The organism is Pontibacter korlensis (genome assembly GCF_000973725.1).
In the GTDB taxonomy this organism is placed as follows: Bacteria; Bacteroidota; Bacteroidia; order Cytophagales; family Hymenobacteraceae; genus Pontibacter; species Pontibacter korlensis.
The window spans coordinates 1,746,263-1,767,500 of the sequence record NZ_CP009621.1 but is presented as its reverse complement, the minus strand read 5'-3'; the positions used below and the strand labels follow the sequence as shown (position 1 = coordinate 1,767,500).

General features: G+C 47.5%; 14 protein-coding genes. 3 read left to right on the top strand and 11 right to left on the bottom strand.

What is annotated here, in order from left to right; genetic code table 11:
• Positions 1–309: 309 nt before the first annotated feature.
• Positions 310–1,554, bottom strand: coding sequence for an NAD(P)-dependent oxidoreductase (locus tag PKOR_RS07525; protein WP_046310019.1), 1,245 nt, complete (start codon positions 1,552–1,554; stop codon positions 310–312).
• 249 nt (positions 1,555–1,803) lie between these two features.
• Here PKOR_RS07525 and gcvP point away from each other — a divergent pair, with 249 nt between their 5' ends.
• The gene (gcvP, locus tag PKOR_RS07520) at positions 1,804–4,722 is read left to right on the top strand and encodes an aminomethyl-transferring glycine dehydrogenase (protein ID WP_046310018.1); all 2,919 of its coding nucleotides are present in this window, start codon (positions 1,804–1,806) and stop codon (positions 4,720–4,722) included.
• Positions 4,723–5,025: 303 nt separating this feature from the next.
• Complete coding sequence (locus PKOR_RS07515; RefSeq protein ID WP_046310017.1) at positions 5,026–5,628, top strand: DUF4136 domain-containing protein; 603 nt, start codon at positions 5,026–5,028, stop codon at positions 5,626–5,628.
• A 4-nt stretch (positions 5,629–5,632) separates the two neighbouring features.
• On the opposite strand, the gene PKOR_RS07510 is transcribed toward PKOR_RS07515, so the two are convergent.
• The 6 genes from PKOR_RS07510 to PKOR_RS07485 all read right to left on the bottom strand — a co-directional run bounded on the left by PKOR_RS07510 (position 5,633) and on the right by PKOR_RS07485 (position 17,409).
• Complete coding sequence (locus PKOR_RS07510; protein WP_235337318.1) at positions 5,633–7,921, bottom strand: TonB-dependent receptor; 2,289 nt, start codon at positions 7,919–7,921, stop codon at positions 5,633–5,635.
• A gap of 276 nt (positions 7,922–8,197) precedes the next feature.
• Positions 8,198–10,183 carry an OmpA family protein gene (locus tag PKOR_RS07505; protein ID WP_046310016.1) on the bottom strand — a complete coding sequence of 662 codons (1,986 nt, stop codon included), beginning with the start codon at positions 10,181–10,183 and terminating at the stop codon, positions 8,198–8,200.
• Positions 10,184–10,201: 18 nt separating this feature from the next.
• A complete protein-coding gene (locus PKOR_RS07500; protein ID WP_046310015.1) occupies positions 10,202–11,140 on the bottom strand; it encodes a PorP/SprF family type IX secretion system membrane protein in 939 nt (312 codons plus the stop codon).
• Between the two features lie 27 nt (positions 11,141–11,167).
• Entirely contained in the window at positions 11,168–15,217 is a 4,050-nt protein-coding gene (locus PKOR_RS07495) for a T9SS C-terminal target domain-containing protein (protein WP_046310014.1), read from the bottom strand.
• Positions 15,218–15,656: 439 nt separating this feature from the next.
• Positions 15,657–16,559 carry a lipoyl synthase gene (gene lipA / locus PKOR_RS07490; protein WP_046314218.1) on the bottom strand — a complete coding sequence of 301 codons (903 nt, stop codon included), beginning with the start codon at positions 16,557–16,559 and terminating at the stop codon, positions 15,657–15,659.
• Between the two features lie 118 nt (positions 16,560–16,677).
• Positions 16,678–17,409: a hypothetical protein gene (locus PKOR_RS07485; protein ID WP_235337316.1), complete on the bottom strand. Its 732-nt coding sequence runs from the start codon at positions 17,407–17,409 to the stop codon at positions 16,678–16,680.
• Positions 17,410–17,479: 70 nt separating this feature from the next.
• Here PKOR_RS07485 and PKOR_RS07480 point away from each other — a divergent pair, with 70 nt between their 5' ends.
• Entirely contained in the window at positions 17,480–17,887 is a 408-nt protein-coding gene (locus tag PKOR_RS07480; protein ID WP_046310013.1) for an OsmC family protein, read from the top strand.
• Between the two features lie 32 nt (positions 17,888–17,919).
• Here the strand turns inward: PKOR_RS07480 and ytxJ are convergent, their stop codons facing one another.
• From ytxJ to PKOR_RS07460, 4 genes are all read right to left on the bottom strand, one after another.
• Entirely contained in the window at positions 17,920–18,261 is a 342-nt protein-coding gene (gene ytxJ / locus PKOR_RS07475; protein ID WP_046310012.1) for a bacillithiol system redox-active protein YtxJ, read from the bottom strand.
• An 18-nt stretch (positions 18,262–18,279) separates the two neighbouring features.
• Positions 18,280–18,651: a hypothetical protein gene (locus PKOR_RS07470; protein ID WP_046310011.1), complete on the bottom strand. Its 372-nt coding sequence runs from the start codon at positions 18,649–18,651 to the stop codon at positions 18,280–18,282.
• 31 nt (positions 18,652–18,682) lie between these two features.
• Positions 18,683–18,898: a hypothetical protein gene (locus PKOR_RS07465; protein WP_046310010.1), complete on the bottom strand. Its 216-nt coding sequence runs from the start codon at positions 18,896–18,898 to the stop codon at positions 18,683–18,685.
• A 102-nt stretch (positions 18,899–19,000) separates the two neighbouring features.
• Complete coding sequence (locus PKOR_RS07460) at positions 19,001–20,980, bottom strand: alpha-ketoacid dehydrogenase subunit alpha/beta (RefSeq protein ID WP_046310009.1); 1,980 nt, start codon at positions 20,978–20,980, stop codon at positions 19,001–19,003.
• Positions 20,981–21,238 lie beyond the last annotated feature (258 nt).

Genomic DNA, 21,238 nt, shown 5'->3' with positions numbered 1-21,238 from the left:
GGTGCAAAGGTAAGAAGCTTTTCCTTCCTTGCAAGCACCTGGCGAAAACTTTTTTTTCTCAGCCCTTTCCGCTGAACCGCCCCCTGCCGGAACGGGATGCAAAAGTACGAAGATTCCCCTGCCCCGCAAGCCCTGCCGCAAGAAAAAGACACTCCGGCAGCGGAAGCGCCTGAAAGTGAGAGGGAAAATCTTTCCGGGCGCTGGGGAAGAACAGCCCCAGCACACCTGTTTGTTCCCGAAAACCCGGAAAAAAAGCAGCTCCCGCCGGGGCAGGGGCTGCTTTTCGCTTATATACTTATGGTAGCAACCTTATACAAGCTCCTGTTTCTCCTTATTATTAACAGCACTGTCTGCATATTCCTGCAGATATGTGTAGCGCTCTGTCAGCTTACCGTCTTTCACAATCGTTCCTCTCTCCAGCATTCCTCCCTCATCCCCATTAAAGAACTGGGGGAACACATTATCTATAAGGTGTCGTCCGAAATCACGGGAGGCATTCCTGGGAAGTTCGCATGGCAGGTTGTCCACTGCCATTACTGTTATGTTTTCAGGGCGAGAATAAGCTGGCTCCAGCTCTCTTGTCTGTGGGTTGTAGTCATAAGCAGGCTCTACTATAGTAGTGGAATGCTTGGTAGTAGGAATAGAACCATCTACGTCACAGGTTATGTCTGCAATGGTGTCTATTATAAAGTCAGGTTGGCGTGTTTCCTCCTCAGTGAACAGCTTCGGCGCACGAGGGTCCCAGTAGGCACAGGCCATTAATAGATCCGTCACCCGCGTGAACTTGTGGAAGGTACTCTTATATAAGTGTGGGTTTGCATAGAAGTCCGGCGAGTCCCATACTTCTACATCAGGCCTTGTATTATAATCGCTGGAATGTAGCTGCGCATAGACTGGCTCCGGGAACTGCTTATATAGGTAGTCGAACACACTCACCTTCTTTATACCCATTTTATCCAACACCTCCATGGCACCACCTGCCACGCGTCCACCTCCAGTCACAGCTATCTTTATTGGCGGCAGCTTCACTTTAAAATACTCCTCCTGCATATCCTCCATCTCATGACATAAGTAGGCAGGCTTCAGATCAAATAGCTTATGCTTCTTACCATAAGTTAATATACCATTATAGGCTCCCACTATTCCGGCATATCGACCAAAAGCTACTACCCGCTGCCCTTCCGGTGTTTTCAGCAGCTCATAATCTACCAGCGTAATGCGCTTATCAAGTATAGCTCGCAAGAGTTTCGCGTTATGGGGCTGTTTCTTTATAGTATGTGAAAAGAAAAAGTAGGTCTTGTTCGGAATCAGCTGCTCTACCGGTACCTCTTTCACCCCCATTAGCACATCGCAGTCGCTTAGGTCCTGCTGCAGCGCAATACCTAGCTCCGTGTACTCTTCGTCGGTAAAACACCGGACATCGCTTGGCTGTACCGCAATATCCATCCTCGGAAACTCCTGTAGTGCCTCTACACACTTTTTAGGCGTAAGCGGCACGCGTTTATCCACCGGAGTTTTACCTTCTTTGATGATACCAATCTTCAGTTTACTCATGAGGATTCAATCTTGAATTGTTAAGGAAGATTTTATGTTAAACTCAGTAAGCAAGCTGCCTAGTAGAGCCTATACTTCAGACAGAAAGCTTACCTGCTAAACGGCAGGCAGTGCTGTTCCGAACTATTTTGCTTTGATGCTTCAATATAATAAACTATTACTACTTTTGTAAAACAAGTGGGAACTAGCGTAGGGCCTGTTTCCGAAGGAGTTGAAAACCCAAAAATCCCAGATTAATATATCACCGTTATGATTTTTAAAACCAAACCTGCGGATGTGTTTAAGGAGCGCCACAACGGCCCAGACAAAGAGCAGATGCAGGACATGCTACGCACTATTGGCGTAGAAACATTGGACCAACTGATTGGGGAGACTGTACCAGCCGCCATACGACTGAAAAAGCCGCTTAATTTGCCTGCTGCCCTTTCTGAGAAAGAATTCCTGAACAAGTTCTCGCAGATCGCGAAGCAGAACAAAGTATTTAAGTCTTACATCGGGTTAGGCTACAACGATACCATTATGCCGCCGGTTATACTCCGTAATATTATGGAGAACCCAGGCTGGTATACTGCCTACACACCTTACCAGGCTGAGATTGCACAGGGCCGTCTTGAGGCGCTGATCAATTATCAGACGATGGTAATGGACCTGACAGGTATGGAGATTGCCAACGCCTCTTTGCTGGACGAAGGTACTGCCGCCGCTGAGGCTATGGGTATGTTCTTTGCACAGCGCAAAGGCTCCCGCAAAAACGCTACCCGTTTCTTTGTATCGGAGCAGGTACTGCCGCAGACAATTGATGTACTACTTTCTCGTGCTACGCCACTTGGTATAGAGCTGGTAATTGGCGACCACCGTGAGGCAAGCCTGGAAGACAAGACGCTATTTGGCGCTATTGTGCAGTATCCAGCTGCCGACGGTGCCATTTTCGATTATACTGACTTCATCACGAAAGCGCACTCCCAAGACATCCTGGTAGCTGTAGCCGCCGACATACTTTCCCTGACACTATTAACACCTCCGGGTGAGATGGGAGCTGATGCAGTAGTAGGTAATACGCAGCGTTTCGGCGTACCAATGGGCTTCGGCGGTCCGCACGCAGGCTACTTTGCTACAAAAGAGGCTTTCAAGCGAGTTATTCCAGGCCGTATTATTGGTATTTCGGTAGATACGGGAGGTAACACAGCTTACCGTATGGCCCTTCAGACACGCGAACAACACATTCGACGTGAGAAGGCTACCTCTAACATCTGTACAGCCCAGGTACTGTTGGCGGTAATTGCAGGTATGTATGCCGTATACCACGGCCCACGTCGCCTGAAGTATATCGGCCTTAACACGTACGCCCTGACACAGCAATTAGAGAAAGGCTTGAAGACTCTTGGCTTTGAGCAGCAGAACGAGCAGTATTTCGATACACTGAAAATTGCCGTAGAAAGTGCCGACACGCAGCAGGCTATCCGTACAGAAGCCGAAGCAGCAGGCATTAACTTCCGCTATTTTAACAATACAAACATTGGCATCTCGCTTCACCAGAACACAGACCTGCAGGACGTAAAAGCTATACTTGCCGTGTTTGCAAAAGTAGCTGGTAAATCTGCTGATGTTTTAGGCATCGATGCACTGCCAGAGGAAACCGATGTTACCTGGGGAGACAGCCTAATTCGTAAGAGCGAATACCTGACTCACCCTGTTTTCAACGAGCACCACTCTGAGCACGAGATCCTGCGCTACATGAAGCGCCTGGAGAACAAGGATATTTCTCTGGTACACTCTATGATTCCATTGGGTTCTTGTACCATGAAGCTGAACGCTACCGCAGAGATGATCCCGGTAACCTGGCCAGAGATTGGACAGCTGCACCCGTTTGCTCCTGCCGACCAGACACAGGGTTACAAGCAGATTTTTTCTGACCTGGAGGCTTGGTTGTGCGAAGTAACTGGTTTTGATGCAGTATCGCTGCAGCCGAACTCAGGTGCACAGGGCGAGTATGCTGGTTTGATGGTGATTCGTGCTTACCACGAGTCTCGCGGAAATCATCATCGCAATGTTTCCTTGATCCCATCTTCTGCACACGGCACTAATCCTGCCTCTGCAGTAATGGCCGGCATGAAAGTGGTAATTGTGAAGTGCGATGAGAAAGGTAACATTGATGTAGCTGATCTGCGTGCCAAGGCTGAGCAGTATAAAAATGAGCTGTCTTGCCTGATGGTAACTTACCCATCTACACACGGTGTATATGAGGAGAGCATCATCGAGATCTGCCAGATTATCCACGAGAACGGTGGCCGTGTATATATGGACGGCGCTAATATGAATGCCCAGGTAGGTTTGACTTCTCCTGCCAACATTGGCGCTGACGTTTGCCACCTGAACCTGCACAAGACCTTCTGCATACCTCACGGTGGTGGTGGTCCTGGCATGGGTCCAATTGGTGTGGTGAAAGACTTGGCTCCGTTTCTGCCTGGCCACGCTGTGGTTGACCTGGAGCGGCCTAAAGCTATCAACGCTGTTTCTGCAGCTCCTTGGGGTTCTGCCTCTATTCTTCCTATTTCTTATGCTTACATCGCAATGATGGGAGGCGAAGGCTTAACAGAGGCTACTAAAGTGGCTATCCTGAACGCGAACTACATTAAAGCTCGCCTGGAGAAGCATTACCCTGTGCTATATGTAGGTAAGAATGGCCGTTGTGCACACGAGATGATTCTGGACTGCCGTGAGTTTAAAAAAGCAGGCGTAGAGGTTGAGGATATTGCGAAACGTTTGATGGACTATGGTTTCCACGCTCCAACAGTATCTTTCCCAGTTGCTGGTACCTTGATGATTGAGCCAACCGAGTCTGAAGCACAGGAAGAACTGGACAGATTCTGCGATGTGATGATCTCAATCCGTGAAGAAATCCGTGAGATTGAGCAAGGTAGGGCTGATCAGAAAAACAACGTGCTGAAGAATGCCCCTCACACTGCTAAAGTGGTGATGACAGAGAACTGGGACCGTCCTTACACTCGTGAGAAAGCTGTGTTCCCAATGGAATACCTGCGCGACAATAAAGTATGGCCAACTGTAAGCCGCATCGACAGTGCTTACGGTGACCGTAACCTTGTTTGCTCGTGCGCTCCAATTGAGGCATATAACGAGAACGAAAACGAGATGGTAGCTATAGGCTAGCCATACTCAAGATTTATACAAAAAAGCCTGGCCTGTTTGGTCAGGCTTTTTTGTTACCCCAACTACTGCATGACGTCCTGTCGCCACCTCCCGTGCCTGTTGTTCCTCTTGTTGCATAAGAAATACCTTCACAGCTCGTCTACCTATACATTAGCCAGAGTCAATTCATCGTAATTTAACTACATTAATATAATAGATTATACATATATTTGTACCAATGGACTTTAAAAGCACAACACGTATAGTTTAAAGCCACATATCAATATTTGTTCTACATGCATCTCACAGTTAAAATCCCCTAAAATGAAAGCAGACCGCCTTTATATTTTGCTTCTGGTACTGTTAACCCTTGCTAGTTGCTCCCGAATTCCGCAACAAAACAGACAGTTCTCCTACGACCCGACTGTTAATTTCACGCAGTTCCGGACGTTTAACTGGTACAGGGCAGAAGTTCCTAAGCCAATTGCAGGCGGATCAGGACCTCAATTCAACCTACTGCTCGATCAGAAAATTAAAGAAGCAATTGCCAGTGAGCTGGTAAAAGACGGCTTACGCCCTGAGGCAGAAAACCCTGACCTTCTTATTGCCTACGACCTGGCCATAGATACCAGCCAGATTAACACCACCGACTATAGTTTTCCTGAGGGGTTTGGCTATGGCTACAGTTATTGGTTTGGTTATCGCTTCCGATACACTACTGATAATTTGCCTAACTACACTCCTATCCAGAGCTTTCCTACCGGCACCTTGGTTATCGACATAATTGACCCTGATACAAATCAATTACTTTGGAGAGGACATGCAGAAGCAGGCCTGAACCCAAGTTCACAGGATGTAGAGCGAATAAATGTAGCCGTAGCTAACATTATGTCTGAGTTTCCACCCATCACGGGCAGACGTCGCTAAGCTTCTATAGAGTATACTTTAAACGCACGCCACCATAGTAGTTGCGGCCCGGCGCTGGCTGAAAGAAGCGCCCGCCAAAAGCGTTTAGATCATTACCTAAGCTGTACTTCTCGTCTGTCACGTTGTCAACTCCTGTAAAGAGCTCCAGCCCAAAGTGCTGACCCAACTGACGTTTTAGGCCTAGCCTGGCTCCAGCCACTACATAGCTGTCAGCATAAACGGTATTCTCATCGTTCATTGGAATCTCATCAGAGTAGTTGGCAGTCAGGTTAAAGTATAAACCGAAGCGGGTATTGAAGTCTAAACCTGCAGTTGCTGCATGGGGTGCCACTCCGGTAAGCTTGTTGCCCGAGTAATCATCTTCATCCTGCTGATACTCATCGAAACGAAAATGGCTATAGGTGTAGCTTCCCCATACTTTTAACTGGCTCAGCTGCTGTGTTGGTTCGTCTAGCAAAGTATAGCAGAGACTTGCCTCCACACCTTTCTGGTCTGTGTTGCCCACGTTACGAAAAATGGCCACACTAGACACATCCTGCCTGCTAACAATAGTTTCTTTAAGCCTGAAATAGTAGCCCACCACATCGAAGTTAAGTTTTCCTTTCAATGCGAAGCCTCTGATGCCTGTTTCATAGTTCGTGCCTTTTTCCGCTTCCAGTTCCTCATTCAATTGTCCGTCTGACGTCAGGATTTCCTCCTCAGTTGGAGGAGAGAAGCCTGAGCTTATGTTGGCATGTACTGACACCTGATCAGTCAGCTGCTTCAGCAGAGAGATTCTTGGCGACAGCACAGCCTCAAGATTGCGGTTATAAGTATAGTTACCGCTGTTAACCTGGTGCAGGCGCGTGATTTCATACTTGGTATCGTTCAGGCTAAGGGCGGCAGTGGCGATAAAGTTAGCAGGCAGCTCAAATTCTGCCTGCGCAAATGCAAAGCCTGATTTCGCCACTACCTCATCATCAGTACGTAGGTCTCCTACGTTGCCGCCATTATTGTCGTAGGTGCGAGCAGCCTCAAACCCGCGCTGAAACTCCCCTCCTGCTGTAAAGGTGGCGCCTATACCTCCAAGCTGTGTATCATAGGCAAAACTGGTACGGCCACCAAACTCCTGGTTTGTATTACGCTCGTAATCGGTGTTAAAGGGATGGTTTCTGAACCGGTGCAAACCATAAAGTGAAGTAGTATTTCGTAAGCTAGCGTTAAAGCTATACTCCTGCTTCAGGCCAACATGTATGCTTTTCTGGTTCATTGAAGCATTCTGAGCTACGCTCCCGAACATACCCCCGCGTGCCTGGCTAGGGTCTTCAGCATACTGCTCCTGCGTTAGTCCGCCTGGTAGCTCGTAGTACAAGTCTGAGTATATTAGGTTAGCAGAGAGTGTACGCTTATCTGATGGCTTAAACTCTGAAGTTAGCAACAGAACTTCCCGGTCAACTGCAGACTGTTGCCTGTGGCCATCATACTCCTGTTTGGCATACTGTACAAGAATATTGCTCCTCTCGGCTCCTACACGTGCTGTAGCAGTATAGCGCCTAAAGCCATAAGAGCCCACAATGGCACCAACCTCCAGAGATTCTTCGCCAGGTGCTGCTCTTCGTGGCTCCAATAAAACCGTGCCCCCTGTTCCAGCACCATAGATACTGGCAGTTGGGCCCTTCAGTACTTCTATACTTCCTATGTTGGACGGATCCATCAAGTTTAAAGCCGTTGTTCCATTAGCCTCTGTAAACGGGATACCATTGTAGTATAGCTTCACGTTTCGTATGCCATAAGGAGACCGCAATGAGCTTCCTCTAATTGAAATACGGTAGCTGGCAGGTGCTCTTTCTTCCATCCGTACCCCCGGCACCATATTTACGGCACGCACAATAGAGCTTTCATCAAACCGCTCTATTACCTCCCGCTCTATATAACTCACCGCACCCGCCGTTTGCAGCAGTGGCCTGTTAGTTTCATAACCGGTGATTACCACCTCCTGAAGGTTTGCCGCACCAGGTTGCAGCAGTACTCTCAGCTCCTGCTCCGTGCTAGGGTTAAGCAGCACTTCCGTTTTATAGCCAACGTAGCTAAAAACAATGCGCTTTGGAGAAGTAGAGACTGCCAGGCTAAAATAACCGTTTTCGTTGCTGATGCCTTGTTCTCCTGTACCGGCAGTAATTGTTACACCCTGCAGCGGCTGCTCTGTATCAGCACGCAACACATAGCCACTTAGCAGCTCCTGTGCCAGCAGAGCTTGTGGTAATAACATCAGTAAAAAGACAAGAATGGTAAAGCTGTAGCGTATTAAAATCATGGTAAAAGTTGATGAACAATGTGAAAACGGGTTGAGCGGCCTAAAGTTTAAACACTTTGCTGTTGATAAATATGGAAAACAGCTTTTAGTAATGTTTTTCTCCTGCTACTCAAGCGAGAAGCAAAGTTAGCGATGGTATGCTTTTGCTTAGTAAATTCAGGTACAGGGCTAACTCGTAGTGCCACTAAACTTGTAGGAGAGTTTCAAAAGAGAAAAGGCTCCACAGATGCTGCAGAGCCTTTCCAAACTATGAAAGCTAATGAGAATTAAATCAACTTAATTCTTTTTGATTGTGAACTCGGTACGACGGTTCTTCTGGTGCTCTTCTTCAGGACACTGTACTCCGTCAGCACATTTGTTCACCAACCTTGTTTTGCCGTAGCCTTTGGCTGTCAGGCGGCTTCTTTCGATGCCTTTAGACACCAGGTAATCCACGGCTGCTTTTGCCCTTCTTTCAGACAGGTTCTGGTTATACAGATGGCTTTCACGGCTATCGGTATGTGAACCCATCTCGATTTCTATACTAGGGTTATTCTTGAGCAAGGTCACGAGTTTATCCAGCTCTCTAGCTGCATCCGGACGAATTTCGGCTTTATCCAGATCATAGTAGATGTTATCTAACACGATCGCTTTTTCCACTTCATTCTTGTCGAAGATCAGCGCTACCTGTACAGTATCGGGAGCTGAAGCAGGAACCTCTAAACTAGATTCCATTTTAAGGAAGCCGATTTTAGAGCCAGCAAAAGTATAAGCGTTACCTGCACGGGCATCTGCAAAACTCTGTGCCTTCTCATCTGTAATAACCACCGTCGAATCTTTTGAGTTCTTCTGGCTCATCAGAATTCTTGTGTTTGGCAGAGGATCTTGAACCGTTTTCTTCTTGTCGTTCTGATAACGACCCAGAGTAGTAATGGCTAGCACCACTGGCTTCTGCAATATCTTGAATGCAAAGATGTCTTCCGTGCCGTTTTGTGAGTCGCGGTTAGACGACAGCAGGCCACGCACACCAGGCTCGGTAAACATAATGCCATAATCGTTTTTCGGCGTGTTGATCGGGTAACCAAGGTTCTTCACATCGCGCCAGTTACCACGCTCTCCCTCTGCCGAGAAGATATCCATACCGCCCATGCCTACATGTCCTTCGGATGCAAAGTATAGTTTACCGTTGGCATCTACATACGGGAAGCTTTCGCGACCACTGGTGTTCACGATAGCACCAGCATTTACTGGCGTACCCCAGGTACCATCAGGTTGGCGCAGGCTATAGTAAATATCAGTATCTCCAAAGCCACCTGGCATGTCAGATGCAAAGTACAGCACCTCACCATCTGGCGAAACAGCCGGATGACCTACTGAGTACTCCTCTACCTTGTTGTAAGAGAAGGGCTGCACATTACTCCAGCTACCTCCCTGCTTGTCTGCAGTGTATATCTCTAAGCGGTTAATCAGATTCTGGTTGGTATTCTTCTCTACCCAACTGGTTGGGTCAGCATTGGCATTATCAAGAGCCGGCACCATTTTAGTGCGGGTAAAGTATAACTTACCTCCGTCCTTTGCAGCAGAGGCCGTTGCATTGTGGTAATCTGCATTGATTACTTCCTGTAGTGGCTCCGGCCTGCCATAATCGCCTTCCCCGTTCTGCTGCGCTACAAATAGCTGCAGGTAAGGGCGGCCTGTCCAGCCAAACACTTTAGCCTCCTTGCCATCTTTTGGAACACCACGGTCAGATGAGAAGATAATGCCGTTGCTACCGTACTGCATCGGGCTGAAGTCAGCAGCTTGCCCATTATTTAGAGTAGTCAGTGGCGTTACCTCTGCTACTGCAGGCTTTTTCATCAAGCGCACGGCCTGGTCTATAGCCTCCATCAGCTTTTGAGCGCGTTCTGCATGCTCCGGCATCTCCTCTCCCCACTGCATATACTGCTCTTTGGCTTCGGCATACTTGCCATTGCTGCGCAGTGCTTCAGCGTAGTAGTACAGATTCATTGGCGGGCGGCCATCTGTAGCCACAACCTTTGCATACCATACCTCAGCCTCTGGTGTCTGGCGGGTTAACCGGTAGGCTGTTGCCACACGCTCTAAGGTCTGCAGTGCTGGCTTGCGTTTTTGTATAGCTTCTTTGTATGCTGGAATAGCCAGCGCAAACTCATAATTATCGTAAAGCTTATCTGCCTTGCGCAGTGCCGACTGGCCTTGTGCCACAGGCGAAAAGCCTAGCACAGCAGCAGCTACAATGTATAAGGGTATATAATTCAATTTCATATTGTAAGCGCTTAAGGATTAAAAGTACTGCGGCGTCATCATTTTGGTCTCCTTCTTACGGAAGAAATAGTAACCAACTGATACCTCGTGTGTGCTTTGGTTACTGTATCCGTTCAACATTTTATCGTAGGAATAGCCAAGGCGCAGCTGCTTCAGCACTTGCAATTCACCTATAAAGGCTACCGCTGTACGTTTTTCCACATCACCCATCTCCGCATCGTTGAAAACATTCATGCTGGTACGGTAAGAGCTACCTAGCCACAGGCGGTCTGCCAGTAAAATAAAGGCGTTAAGGTCCATGCTTGTTGGCGCATGAAAATCTTCCTTCACCAATAGGCTTGGCTTCAGTTTTACAAGCGGGCTTAAGTCCATCACATATCCTGCAGTAAAGTAATAGTGGCGCTCTGGCTCCACCTGATCCATGTCATTGAACTGCAACAGGTCTGAGCCTGAAAAGCCAGCATAGAAACGGTCTGTGTGGAAGTACGCTCCAATCTTCACATCCGGCTTGATGGTAGTTTCTTTACCTGTAGGGATGGTCGGATCGTCAATAATACCAAACTTGCTGCCATCTACTGTGTGCTGCACCAAACCAGGAGCCAAGCCCAGGCTAAAGATCGCCTTCTCGCTTACCTGCAGTTTCACGGCAACGTTAGCGTAAGCGCTGGTAGTTATGTGAGCGCCAATCTCATCACGAGTTAAGTGAACACCCAGGCCAAGCCTGTCGTTTGCTACCACTCCATCCACAGCCAGTGACTGTGTTTTTGGAGCGCCTTCCACGCCCGTCCATTGCGAGCGGTGAAAGGCATTAACATTCAGCACGTTTTTGCTACCGGTATATGCCGGGTTAATGGCCATGCCGTTAAAAATATACTGCGAGTACTGTGGGTTCTGCTGAGCGCTTGCAGCCGTAGTGAGCAACAGGGCCAGCAACAGGTAACATATTCTCATTTTCATTGGAATTACTAATTTTTAAGCCTCAGCCTACCGGAAGATAGTAGTGTATCCGGTAAACTCTTTCACTACGCCGTCACATACTGTCACCCTTACTTTGTAGAAGTAAGTACCTTGCTCCAATCCTTTACCTGACCAGTTGTTTTGGTAAGACTTAGCCTTGTATACCTCAGAACCCCATCTGTTAAAGATAGTCACCTCGTTGTTCGGGAATTTCTCCAGGTTCTTAATGTGCCAAGTGTCGTTAGTGCCGTCACCGTTCGGGCTAAAGGCTTTCGGGAAGTTCAGGTTACCATCTGCAAGTGAGGCATCGATTGGTGCAGATACTTCCATGCTGCTGCATGGGCCGTTTATAGCGGCTACTGTTACTGTACCTCTTGCGTCTGCTCTATCAGCCTTAACAGTGATAGTTGTAGTGCCTTGACCTGACGTGATGGTAAAGCCGCTGCTAACTGTCCAGTTGTAGCTGCTAACACCTGCTACCGGTGCTATAGAGAATACCAACCCGTCGCAGACATTGCTGTTATCTGTGATTTGTCCTGGCTCTACTGGTGGGGCAAACACCTCAACCGCTAGTGGCTGACCTGCTGTCTCTCCACAACCATTGGTAGCCACTACAGAGATAGCTCCACCTTCTGTGCCTGCATTAACCACTACGCTTGTGCCGGTATTTTCAGAAACAAAGCTCCATCCCTGCGGCAGCGACCAAATATAAGTAGCTCCTTCTTCCGGGTTAGAGATTGTGTAAGTGAGCTCTTGGCTGTACTCGCACACATTATTGTTACCTGTAATGCTTGGTGCCACAGGAGCCAATACAGGGGCTACAGCCTTAGTAGTTGCTTCACCTGTACCGCACTCGTTTGTTACGGCTACTGCAATGTTACCTCCTTCTCTGCCAACTTCTACAACAATGCTTCTAGTGCCCTGTCCTGATACCAGGTTCCAGGTTGCTGGTACTGCCCACTCATAACCTGTAGCGCCGGTTACTGCCGGTATGCTGTAGGTCAGGCGTGTGCCGATGCAGGCACCATTATCACCAGTTATGGCTGCAGGAGCTGCTGGCTTGCTATTTACAGTTATAGCCAGTGTAGCTTTGCTGCTTTCGCCACAGGCATTTGCTGCAGCTACTTCTACATTACCTGCAGTAGTACCAATCCTCACTCTTACACGAGCTGTGCCCTGGCCTTCTACTATTTCCCAACCACCAGTGGCCGGAACAGACCAGTTATAAGATGCTGCTCCATCTACCGCTCTTACTGAGTAAGTGGCTACAGTTCCTTCGCACAGGTTGCTCTCACCAGAGATAGCTACAGGTACTGTTGGTATTGTAGATATTCTTACAGTAAGTGTTCTTTCAGCACTTGTACCGCATTCGTTAGAAGCTCTTACTTTAACGGTGCCACCAGTATTAGCAGTAGTTACTGTTATGCTAGTTGTACCTTCACCTGAAGTAATTGTCCAGCCGGCTGGCACCTCCCACAGATAAGATGTTGCTCCCGGAACAGCTGCTATGCTGTACATGTTGCCTGTGCTTACGGCACAAACACCTGCATCAGGACTAGATATCTCGCCTGGTACAGCTGGTATTGTATTTGGAGTTACTTCAAGGCTAACCACAGCACCTGTGTAGCACTTATTAGTAACGGCCGCTGTAACAGCACCTGCATTATTTCCTACTCTCACTCTGATTGAGCGGCCAGTACGGTTGCCGATCACAGTCCAACCAGATGGCACTGTCCATACATAAGCAATAGCTCCTTCAACTTCCTCAACTGTATAAGTTTGCTCTGAGCCAGCGCATGGATTTGTTACACCAGCAACTGCAGTTGGTGCTTCAGGAGCATTAGTAACAGTAACATTTAGAGTAGCTGCAGTACTGCTGCTACAGTCATTACTAGCGATTACTTCTATTGTACCGCCATTTTCTCCAGCTACTACTGTCACCTGGTTGGTGTTGGTAGCCGAACCTGGGGCGAACTCCCATCCAGCAGGCAGCGTCCATGTATAGCTGGTTGCACCAGTCACAGCGGCTGTTCTGAAAGTAACCTGTTTGCCTTCGCATACATCTGTTTGCCCAACAATAGCCACCGGAGCCTCAGGAGCAGGCACGACAGTAATAACTTTTGTTCCAGTGCTTGTCAGACCGCAGCTGTTGGTTACGGTTAGTGTCACTGTTCCTCCTAGCAGGTTACCTGCTTTAGTTTTTACTACTACACTAGCACCATTGTTAGCACCAACTATTTCAAGGTTTGCACCAACGCTCCACTCATAAGTTAGGCCTTCAGCCACGTTCGCTGCCTCTAGAGTTATACCATTGCTGTTAAAGCAAACCGAGGCAACACCACTAATTTCCGGTACAACTGGTGCTCCAGTTACTTGCACATTTGCTTCAGCGCTTGCTGTGTTATTGCACTGGTCTTTTACTGTCACTCTTACTACACTGGCACCACCATTTGGCCCCACGTTTACAGTAATAATGTTGTTTGCCTGGCTAACAACTGTCCACCCTTGTGGCAACTCAAACGTATATTCTGCACCAATTATAGGAGTGGCTGTAAAAGTTAGATTAGATGTACTGGCACATACAGTAGTTTGTGCAGCTGTAAGACTAACTGTCGGAGCAGGACATGTTACCACTACCTCCTCGTCATCTTCATCATTATCTGGGTCAGAGTCATGATAGTCTCCGCCAGGGTTGTTCGGGTCAGTTGGGTTGTTCGGGTCCTGATCTTTACCAATGATGGAAGCTACATTTCTGACATTACCAGCTTTTATTAACCTTGCATCAATAGTAAGTGTTGCCGATGTGTTTTCAGCCAATAGCGGAATATGGAAAAGACCTGTAGCCGGGTTATAAGTACCTGTGCTCGCTGTGTGGCTTACATATTCTAAGCCTTCTGGCAGTTTATCGCTAGCAACAACATTCTGCTCCTCACCATTACCCTTGTTTGTTACAACAATAGTATAGCGTACAACATCGCCTACCAGGTAAGTTGATTTACCATTTACGATTTTAGTTACGCCAATGTCTGGCAGCTCTATAACATGCTCATCTTCGTCATCATCCGGAGACGGATCTGGATTGTCGCCTATAATAGCAACTTTGTTGATGATGTTACCCGGCGATACAATTCTGAAAGTTATTCTTAGTGTCTCCACCTCTCCAACGGCAAGGCTTCCGATTACCCACTGATTAGTGTTGGCATCATAAGCTCCTTTTGAGGCAGACTCAACTCTTACATATTGCAACCCTGCAGGAAAGTTCTCTTTCACAACTACTCCGGCCGCATTATCTGGCCCTAAGTTGGTTGCTCTGATGGTGTAAGTAATTTCTGAGCCAACTGTGTATTCTTTGTCTTCAGCCTCTTTCTGCACGCTTAGGTTGGCAATAATAATGTTAGGCATAAAGACCAGGTTAGTCTCTAGCCCTACCTCTCCAGTAAGCGATATAGCGCGGCCAATAACTACTCCGCCGCCACCGAATTTAATATTGCCTTTCGCTAAAACAGTACCTTGGAAAAGACTTGTTTTACCAGTGTCAACAGATCCTTCTACAACCCAAAAGACGTTTTTAGGTTGTGCACCGTTGATCAGGTTTACATAAGTCTTGTCTGCGGTAGAAGTAAGATTACCGTTTATTATAATGACAAATTTTGCACTAGGGTCACCCTGTGCGTCCAGTATCAGACCACCTCTTAAGTTAGCGCTGGTATTGACTTTATGTACTCCTGGGGCAAGCCGCTGGTAGTTACCTAAAGTGGACGAAAACAAAGGATTTGGGTTCGGATAACTGCTGAAGTTGTTATAAACAGCTTGGGCATCTGCAAAGGCATTCTTTGCTGCAGCGCTACCCAACTCTATGTCTCCATCAACCTTCAGATTACCCCTATCAACGATAGCGGCTCCAGATGTGACTCCCAAATCTCCGTACACGTCCGTGTCGCCTTGATTTGTAACGCGCGTAACCGCCAGAATGGCGTAATCTTCTGCCTGCCCCAGAACCGCCTGTTCAGACTGGGCAAAGCTAAGGGTGATACTGCCTATCAGGAGTAGAAAGGTCAGCAGTAGATGTTTGATCATAGAACTAAAAAATAACTGTATATAATGTCATGTAGATATTCATAGATATGGTAATACCTATGCTTCTATCTAATACTTCAAAAGCTCAAAATGGTTACTAACAAGCCAAAAAAATCAGAATATATTTATATAATATTTTTTGCTTATAAAAACATAGAGGTTCTTCAACCATTTCTTCTTTCATTAATAAGAAAGTCGGGAATATACTGTGCAATAAATTGCTAGGCAGGGTATTAAAGTAAAGTTGTTTACATAGGCTATGGTAGTAGTAATTCGCCGTTAAAATTACATTTTACATCTCTTTTTTCAAATATATGTAAATATTTTTATCAATTTCTTTAAAAAATACAAACGTAAAAAATTAAAGGAAATAGCACAAAAAAAAAGCCCCTGCTGCAAAATAATGCAACAGGGGCTTTTTTTGTTAAATGTTATACCGCTAAACGTTTACGTGTCTTTCTGCGTGATATGAGGATCTTACTAATGGACCAGACTCAACATATTTCAGTCCTCGTTTCAGCCCTTCTTCGCGATAATGATCGAATAAATCAGGGTGTATGAACTCTGCAACCTCTAAGTGCATCTTGGTTGGCTGCAGGTACTGACCTAGTGTAAGGATATCACAACCGTTAGCTGCAAGGTCATCCATTGCCTGGTAAACCTGCTCTCTAGTTTCACCTAAGCCCAACATGATACCGGTCTTAGTACGTTGCCCATACTCTTTGGTGCGACGGATCTGCTCTAGTGAGCGGTCATACTTAGCCTGTGGACGCACGCGGCGGTAAAGCTCCTTCACCGTTTCCATGTTATGCGACACCACTTCCTGACCCGGAGAGATCATCGTAATTAAGGCATCCCAAGTACCCTTCACGTCAGGGATTAGTGTTTCAATAGTCGTGGTAGGCGACATTAGCTTTACCTGCTTTACTGTATCATGCCAAATGGCGGCGCCACGATCCTTCAGCTCGTCACGGTTAACAGAGGTGATTACAGCATGCTTTACGCCCATCAACTTAATGGCCTCGGCCACACGGCGTGGCTCATCTTCATCGTACTCGTTTGGGCGGCCTGTGGCCACAGCGCAGAAAGAGCAGCTGCGGGTACACACATTACCTAAGATCATGAACGTAGCTGTACCCGCACCCCAGCATTCTCCCATATTAGGGCAGTTGCCACTTTCACAGATGGTGTGCAGTTTATATTCGTCTACAATGCTTCTTACTTTGGCGTACTCCTTCCCAACCGGTAGTTTTACACGCAGCCAGTTTGGCTTGCGAGGCTGTCCCAACGCATTCAGCCCCTCGGGCTTAGCATTAGGCTGAATAACCGGAAGTGTCATCATTTCATCCATGTTGCAAAGATAGGAAGTTATAAGTAAAGAGTTTAGCCACAGATCAAAAATGTGCCTGTGGCAATGTATGCCTCCTTAACAGCGGGATGAAGAAAATGTTCCGAAGGGGTTACTTTCTGCTGCCGTAATACAGGTTCAGGTATACAGAAGTGAAAGCATTGTTATTCTCTGCCAGTGGAATGATGACAGGTTCTTTTGGAAAGTATTCTACTGCCACGCCAACTTCTATACCAGCTATACTTTCGCGGTAGCGGCCGTACTCAAAGCTAAGACCGGCTTTTGCGTGTACACCCGGGCGTAGCTTTGTTTGACCCAAGCCCCGGAAAACAGTGTCGCTTCCCAAAATATAGTCGGAATTTACGTGCACCTTCTCGTCGTAAGGCACTGTGCGCACGTCGTTGGTAGTGCCGTCGTAGCTGTAGTCGATGTAGTAAGGCACCAGCAGACCTATAGAGGGGCCAATAGCGCCAAGAGCGTTTACCTGCACCCCAGACTCGGCAGCCTTACGGAACAGTACCAGCTCACGACCATAATGTGGCCTCACCACAAAGAAATAGTTCTTTTTGCCGTAAACGAAGGGCTCGCCTACGTAGTTGAGATAGCGTTCCTCTTTAGGGTGCTTCACCTCCACAATCTCAATGCCGCCAAACTGGTACATGCGCTCATTCATAAAAAACGAGGCACGCACAAAGGCACCACCGATCAAGCCCCCGTTGGAGTTGAAGTTAATGCCGTAGCTCGTCTCTCTCTGGAAGCTTTCATCCTCATCCGTTTGAGCGAAGGCAGGCGTGGCCGCCATAAGAGCTGCCACAAGTATAATAAATGCTATAAATCTTATCACGGACCAGTGCGTTTCAGATTGTTTAAAAGTACTTAACTTTACGCGTATTTCAAACTCAGGATTTATACAGATGCCAACAATAAAAAGCATTTACAAAGGCAGCCTGCGCACTTCTGCTCAGCACCTTGCCTCCGGTAACACCGTTATAACAGATGCCCCAGTAGATAATAATGGCAAGGGTGAGGCTTTCTCTCCTACCGACCTGGTATGTGCAGCCCTCGGCTCGTGCATGATGACCATTATGGGCATAGTGGCAAACCGCAGCAACATCGACATAGAGGGTATGGAGATCGAGATCACCAAAATTATGGCTGCTGAGCCACGCCGCATTGCAGAGGTAGTGCTACACTTTACAATGCCTGCGGGTAAAGTATACGCTGATAAAGAGAAAGCGATGCTGGAAAATGCTGCCCGCACCTGCCCGGTAGCCCTTAGCCTGCACCCAGACATTAAGCAGACAGTAACTTTTGCTTACTAAAACGGGAAACGGCGTGGCAGAAGGATAATCTGCTACGCCGCTACTTGCTTTTTAAGAGCATCTACACTAATGCCTAAGTGAGAAGCATCGTAAGTGCAAACGCCATCTTTCAGCAGTAACAGCTGCGGCGACTCGTGCCTTACCTGCAGTGCCTCGGCCACCTCGTTAGAAACAGGGCGGTAGCTCAGTAAATCGAGGTAATAAGGCTTTATGTGGTCCAGACCTGCGCCGTCCCACTGGCGCTCTAAGCGGCTTTTGGCAGTAGCGCTTATTGAACAAGAGGTACTGTGTTTAAATATTACCACAGGAGTGTTCTTCGACTCTTCAATTATCTCATCAAGCTGCTCAACGCTCGTTAGTGGGTGCCAATTCATGTTATTCGTCCTTTTCTTCTAGTTTGATCTTTTCTTTGTAGACCGCGCTTTATACTTCTTTTTCTTGTTGAAGAGTTTCAGTTTTTTTACCGGGTCGCCTTTTACGTTAAACTGAAGCTTACCTCGCTCCTCGTTCCGAACTCGGCGACGTCCGGCTTCTCCTTTCTTAAAAGTATAAGTGTCAGTGTTAAGGTGGGTATCTTTGTACTTCGCGTTAGCCTTTTCAGCATCCCTTAAAGACTTACGCAGCTGCTGCTCATGCTTAGCAGAAGCCTGAAAGCTAGTTTGCCCATAGCCAGGCAAAGTACCTATTAGGAAAAACAGCAGCAGGGCCAATCCATACTTATAAGCTGTTCGGGAGCAAAGTTCAGCCACACACACCTTCATCATGATTTTATACTGATTCTATCTAAACTGGTTTCTAAAACAGGCCAAAGCCGCGTTTCTTCCTCACCCGTCCATTTTTATCAGTAGGCACCTTAATGCCACCACTCAGCCCCTGAGCATTTTCGCCCTGTATTTTTACAGTTCGTTTGCTCGTAGGTTTAGGGCAAGGTATGCCTTTGCGCTGGCATCCAGCACCGGCAAGCAGCACCAGGCACAGCAACATTAACAGGTATGAGCGAAGTATACGCATGGCGCAAATATATACTAAATATTTTATATAGAACAGTTTAAACACAAGAACAACCCTGAATACTTCCAATAAAGCGCTGCAGGTTGCTCTTGTATATGACTTTTAGTAGTTCAACATGGCTGCTACTTTATCTCGTAGGCGTTGCCTTGGCAGAAAATCCTGCTCCAACGGTGGCGAGAACGGCACAGCTGTATCCAAACTAGCTACACGTGCAACCGGGGCGTCTAATAGCTCAAAGCAATGCTCGCTAATCCAAGCAGCAATCTCCCCGCCTATACCTCCGGTCATGGTGTCTTCGTGAAGTATGATTACCCGGCCTGTTTTTGCCACAACGGCACGCACAGCTTCTTTGTCCCATGGCAGCAGTGAGCGAAGATCCAGAATCTCCAGGCTAGCATCTGTTAACTCCTGCTGCAGTTGCATTGCCCAATGCACACCCATACCATAGGTAATGATAGTCAAGTCAGATCCTTCGGCTACAGTTTTAGCCTTACCGATTTCTACGGTGTAGTAGTCATCGGGAATCTCCTGAGAGATGGAGCGGTAAAGCAGCTTATGCTCAAAGTACATCACCGGGTTAGGGTCTTCGATAGCTGCATTCAGCAGGCCTTTCGCATCGTAAGGCGACGACGGGTACACGATCTTTAGGCCTGGTGTGTGGAAGAACCAAGCTTCGTTGCTCTGCGAATGGAACGGACCAGCTGCCGTGCCGGCACCTGTTGGCATACGCACCACCACATCGGCGTTTTGCCCCCAGCGGTAGTGGCTCTTTGCTAGGTTATTCACGATCTGGCTAAAACCTGCGCTTACAAAGTCGGCGAACTGCATCTCTACCATACTTTTCTGCCCGCGCACCGACATACCTAAGCCCACACCAAGTATAGCAGACTCGCAGAGCGGTGTGTTGCGCACACGCCCTTTGCCAAACGCATCTACAAAGCCTTCGGTTACCTTAAACACACCGCCATACTCTGCTATGTCCTGCCCCATCAGCACCAGCTCAGGATAGCGCTCCATACTCTGGCGCAATGCATCTGAAATGGCGTCTACAAAACGGCGTTCTGTTTTAGCATCAGAGGCTGGTTTTATCACCTCCTGGTCGAAAGGCTTGTACATATCATCCAACTCCTGCTCACGGTTAACTTCTGGCATCGGCTCAGCAAAGGCTTTTTGCAACCCATCCTCAATCTCAGCTCTCAGCTCCTCCTTTATGCTTTCCATAGCCTTCTGCGTCAGCACCAATTCGTCCAATAGGTAGCGCTCGAAATTTTCTACCGGGTCTTTCTTTGCCCACTTTTCAAAGAGCTCCTTCGGCACATACTTAGTACCGCTTGCTTCCTCATGGCCTCGCATCCTGAAGGTGATCGCCTCAATAAGCATTGGGCGTGGGTTTTTGCGTATGCTGGCTGCAGCCTGGCGTACAGTGTCGTATACTTCCAGGATGTTGTTGCCATCTATCTGCAGGGCATCTATACCGTAAGCTGACCCTTTATCTATAAAGTGCTTAAACTTGAACTGCTCATTATTAGGTGTAGACAAACCGTAGCCGTTATTCTCAATCATGAAGATAACCGGCAGCCCCCACACGGCAGCTACATTCAGCGCCTCGTGGAAGTCACCTTCCGAAGCACCACCATCACCACTAAACACCAGCGTTACCTTCTCTTTTTTCTCCAGCAGGTCAGCCAGGGCGATACCGTCGGCTACAGCTAGCTGCGGGCCCAGGTGCGAGATCATGCCTACAATATGGTGCTCGTTGCTACCGAAGTGGAAAGAACGGTCGCGGCCTTTTGTAAAGCCATGTATCTTGCCCTGGAACTGCGCAAACAGGCGGTCTAACTCTACCCCACGACTTGTGAACACGCCCAGGTTGCGGTGCAGCGGCAGTATATACTCGTCCTGCTCCAGTGCCAAGGCAGAACCTACAGAAATAGCTTCCTGTCCTATGCCGGAGAACCATTTACTCACTTTGCCCTGGCGCAGCAGCACCAGCATGCGCTCCTCAATCATGCGCGGTTTAAGCAAAGCGCGGTATAGTTGAATCAGTTCCTCTTCTGAGTAGTCTTTACGGTTATAGTTCATCTGTTTTCAGAAACCTTGTTATAGATTGGCAAGTTAAACTAATGGCGTTCCATCTGAAACTTATGCCACTAATTTATACATTTGCTTAGTTCAACTTCGGACACAAATATCAAGAACCACGATACAAGACATTTATCTTGACGTGCAAAAAGTACAGAAATACAGAAAAGGTTGCAAGTGTACGTAGAGCTGATAAAGGCTAAAGCACTCTATATTATCAGGAGTCTTTTGTCTTGATACCTGTGTCTTGTGTCGCTA

What these genes read in the sequence shown, in the direction of transcription:
- PKOR_RS07500 (WP_046310015.1), bottom strand. Translation starts at nt 11,140, where the DNA reads ATGAAAATGAGAATATGTTACCTGTTGCTGGCCCTGTTGCTCACTACG.
- PKOR_RS07480 (WP_046310013.1), top strand. Translation starts at nt 17,480, where the DNA reads ATGCCAACAATAAAAAGCATTTACAAAGGCAGCCTGCGCACTTCTGCT.
- PKOR_RS07505 (WP_046310016.1), bottom strand. Translation starts at nt 10,183, where the DNA reads ATGAAATTGAATTATATACCCTTATACATTGTAGCTGCTGCTGTGCTA.
- PKOR_RS07525 (WP_046310019.1), bottom strand. Translation starts at nt 1,554, where the DNA reads ATGAGTAAACTGAAGATTGGTATCATCAAAGAAGGTAAAACTCCGGTG.
- ytxJ (WP_046310012.1), bottom strand. Translation starts at nt 18,261, where the DNA reads ATGAATTGGCACCCACTAACGAGCGTTGAGCAGCTTGATGAGATAATT.
- PKOR_RS07460 (WP_046310009.1), bottom strand. Translation starts at nt 20,980, where the DNA reads ATGAACTATAACCGTAAAGACTACTCAGAAGAGGAACTGATTCAACTA.
- gcvP (WP_046310018.1), top strand. Translation starts at nt 1,804, where the DNA reads ATGATTTTTAAAACCAAACCTGCGGATGTGTTTAAGGAGCGCCACAAC.
- PKOR_RS07465 (WP_046310010.1), bottom strand. Translation starts at nt 18,898, where the DNA reads ATGCGTATACTTCGCTCATACCTGTTAATGTTGCTGTGCCTGGTGCTG.
- lipA (WP_046314218.1), bottom strand. Translation starts at nt 16,559, where the DNA reads ATGATGACACTTCCGGTTATTCAGCCTAATGCTAAGCCCGAGGGGCTG.
- PKOR_RS07515 (WP_046310017.1), top strand. Translation starts at nt 5,026, where the DNA reads ATGAAAGCAGACCGCCTTTATATTTTGCTTCTGGTACTGTTAACCCTT.
- PKOR_RS07510 (WP_235337318.1), bottom strand. Translation starts at nt 7,921, where the DNA reads ATGATTTTAATACGCTACAGCTTTACCATTCTTGTCTTTTTACTGATG.
- PKOR_RS07495 (WP_046310014.1), bottom strand. Translation starts at nt 15,217, where the DNA reads ATGATCAAACATCTACTGCTGACCTTTCTACTCCTGATAGGCAGTATC.
- PKOR_RS07470 (WP_046310011.1), bottom strand. Translation starts at nt 18,651, where the DNA reads ATGATGAAGGTGTGTGTGGCTGAACTTTGCTCCCGAACAGCTTATAAG.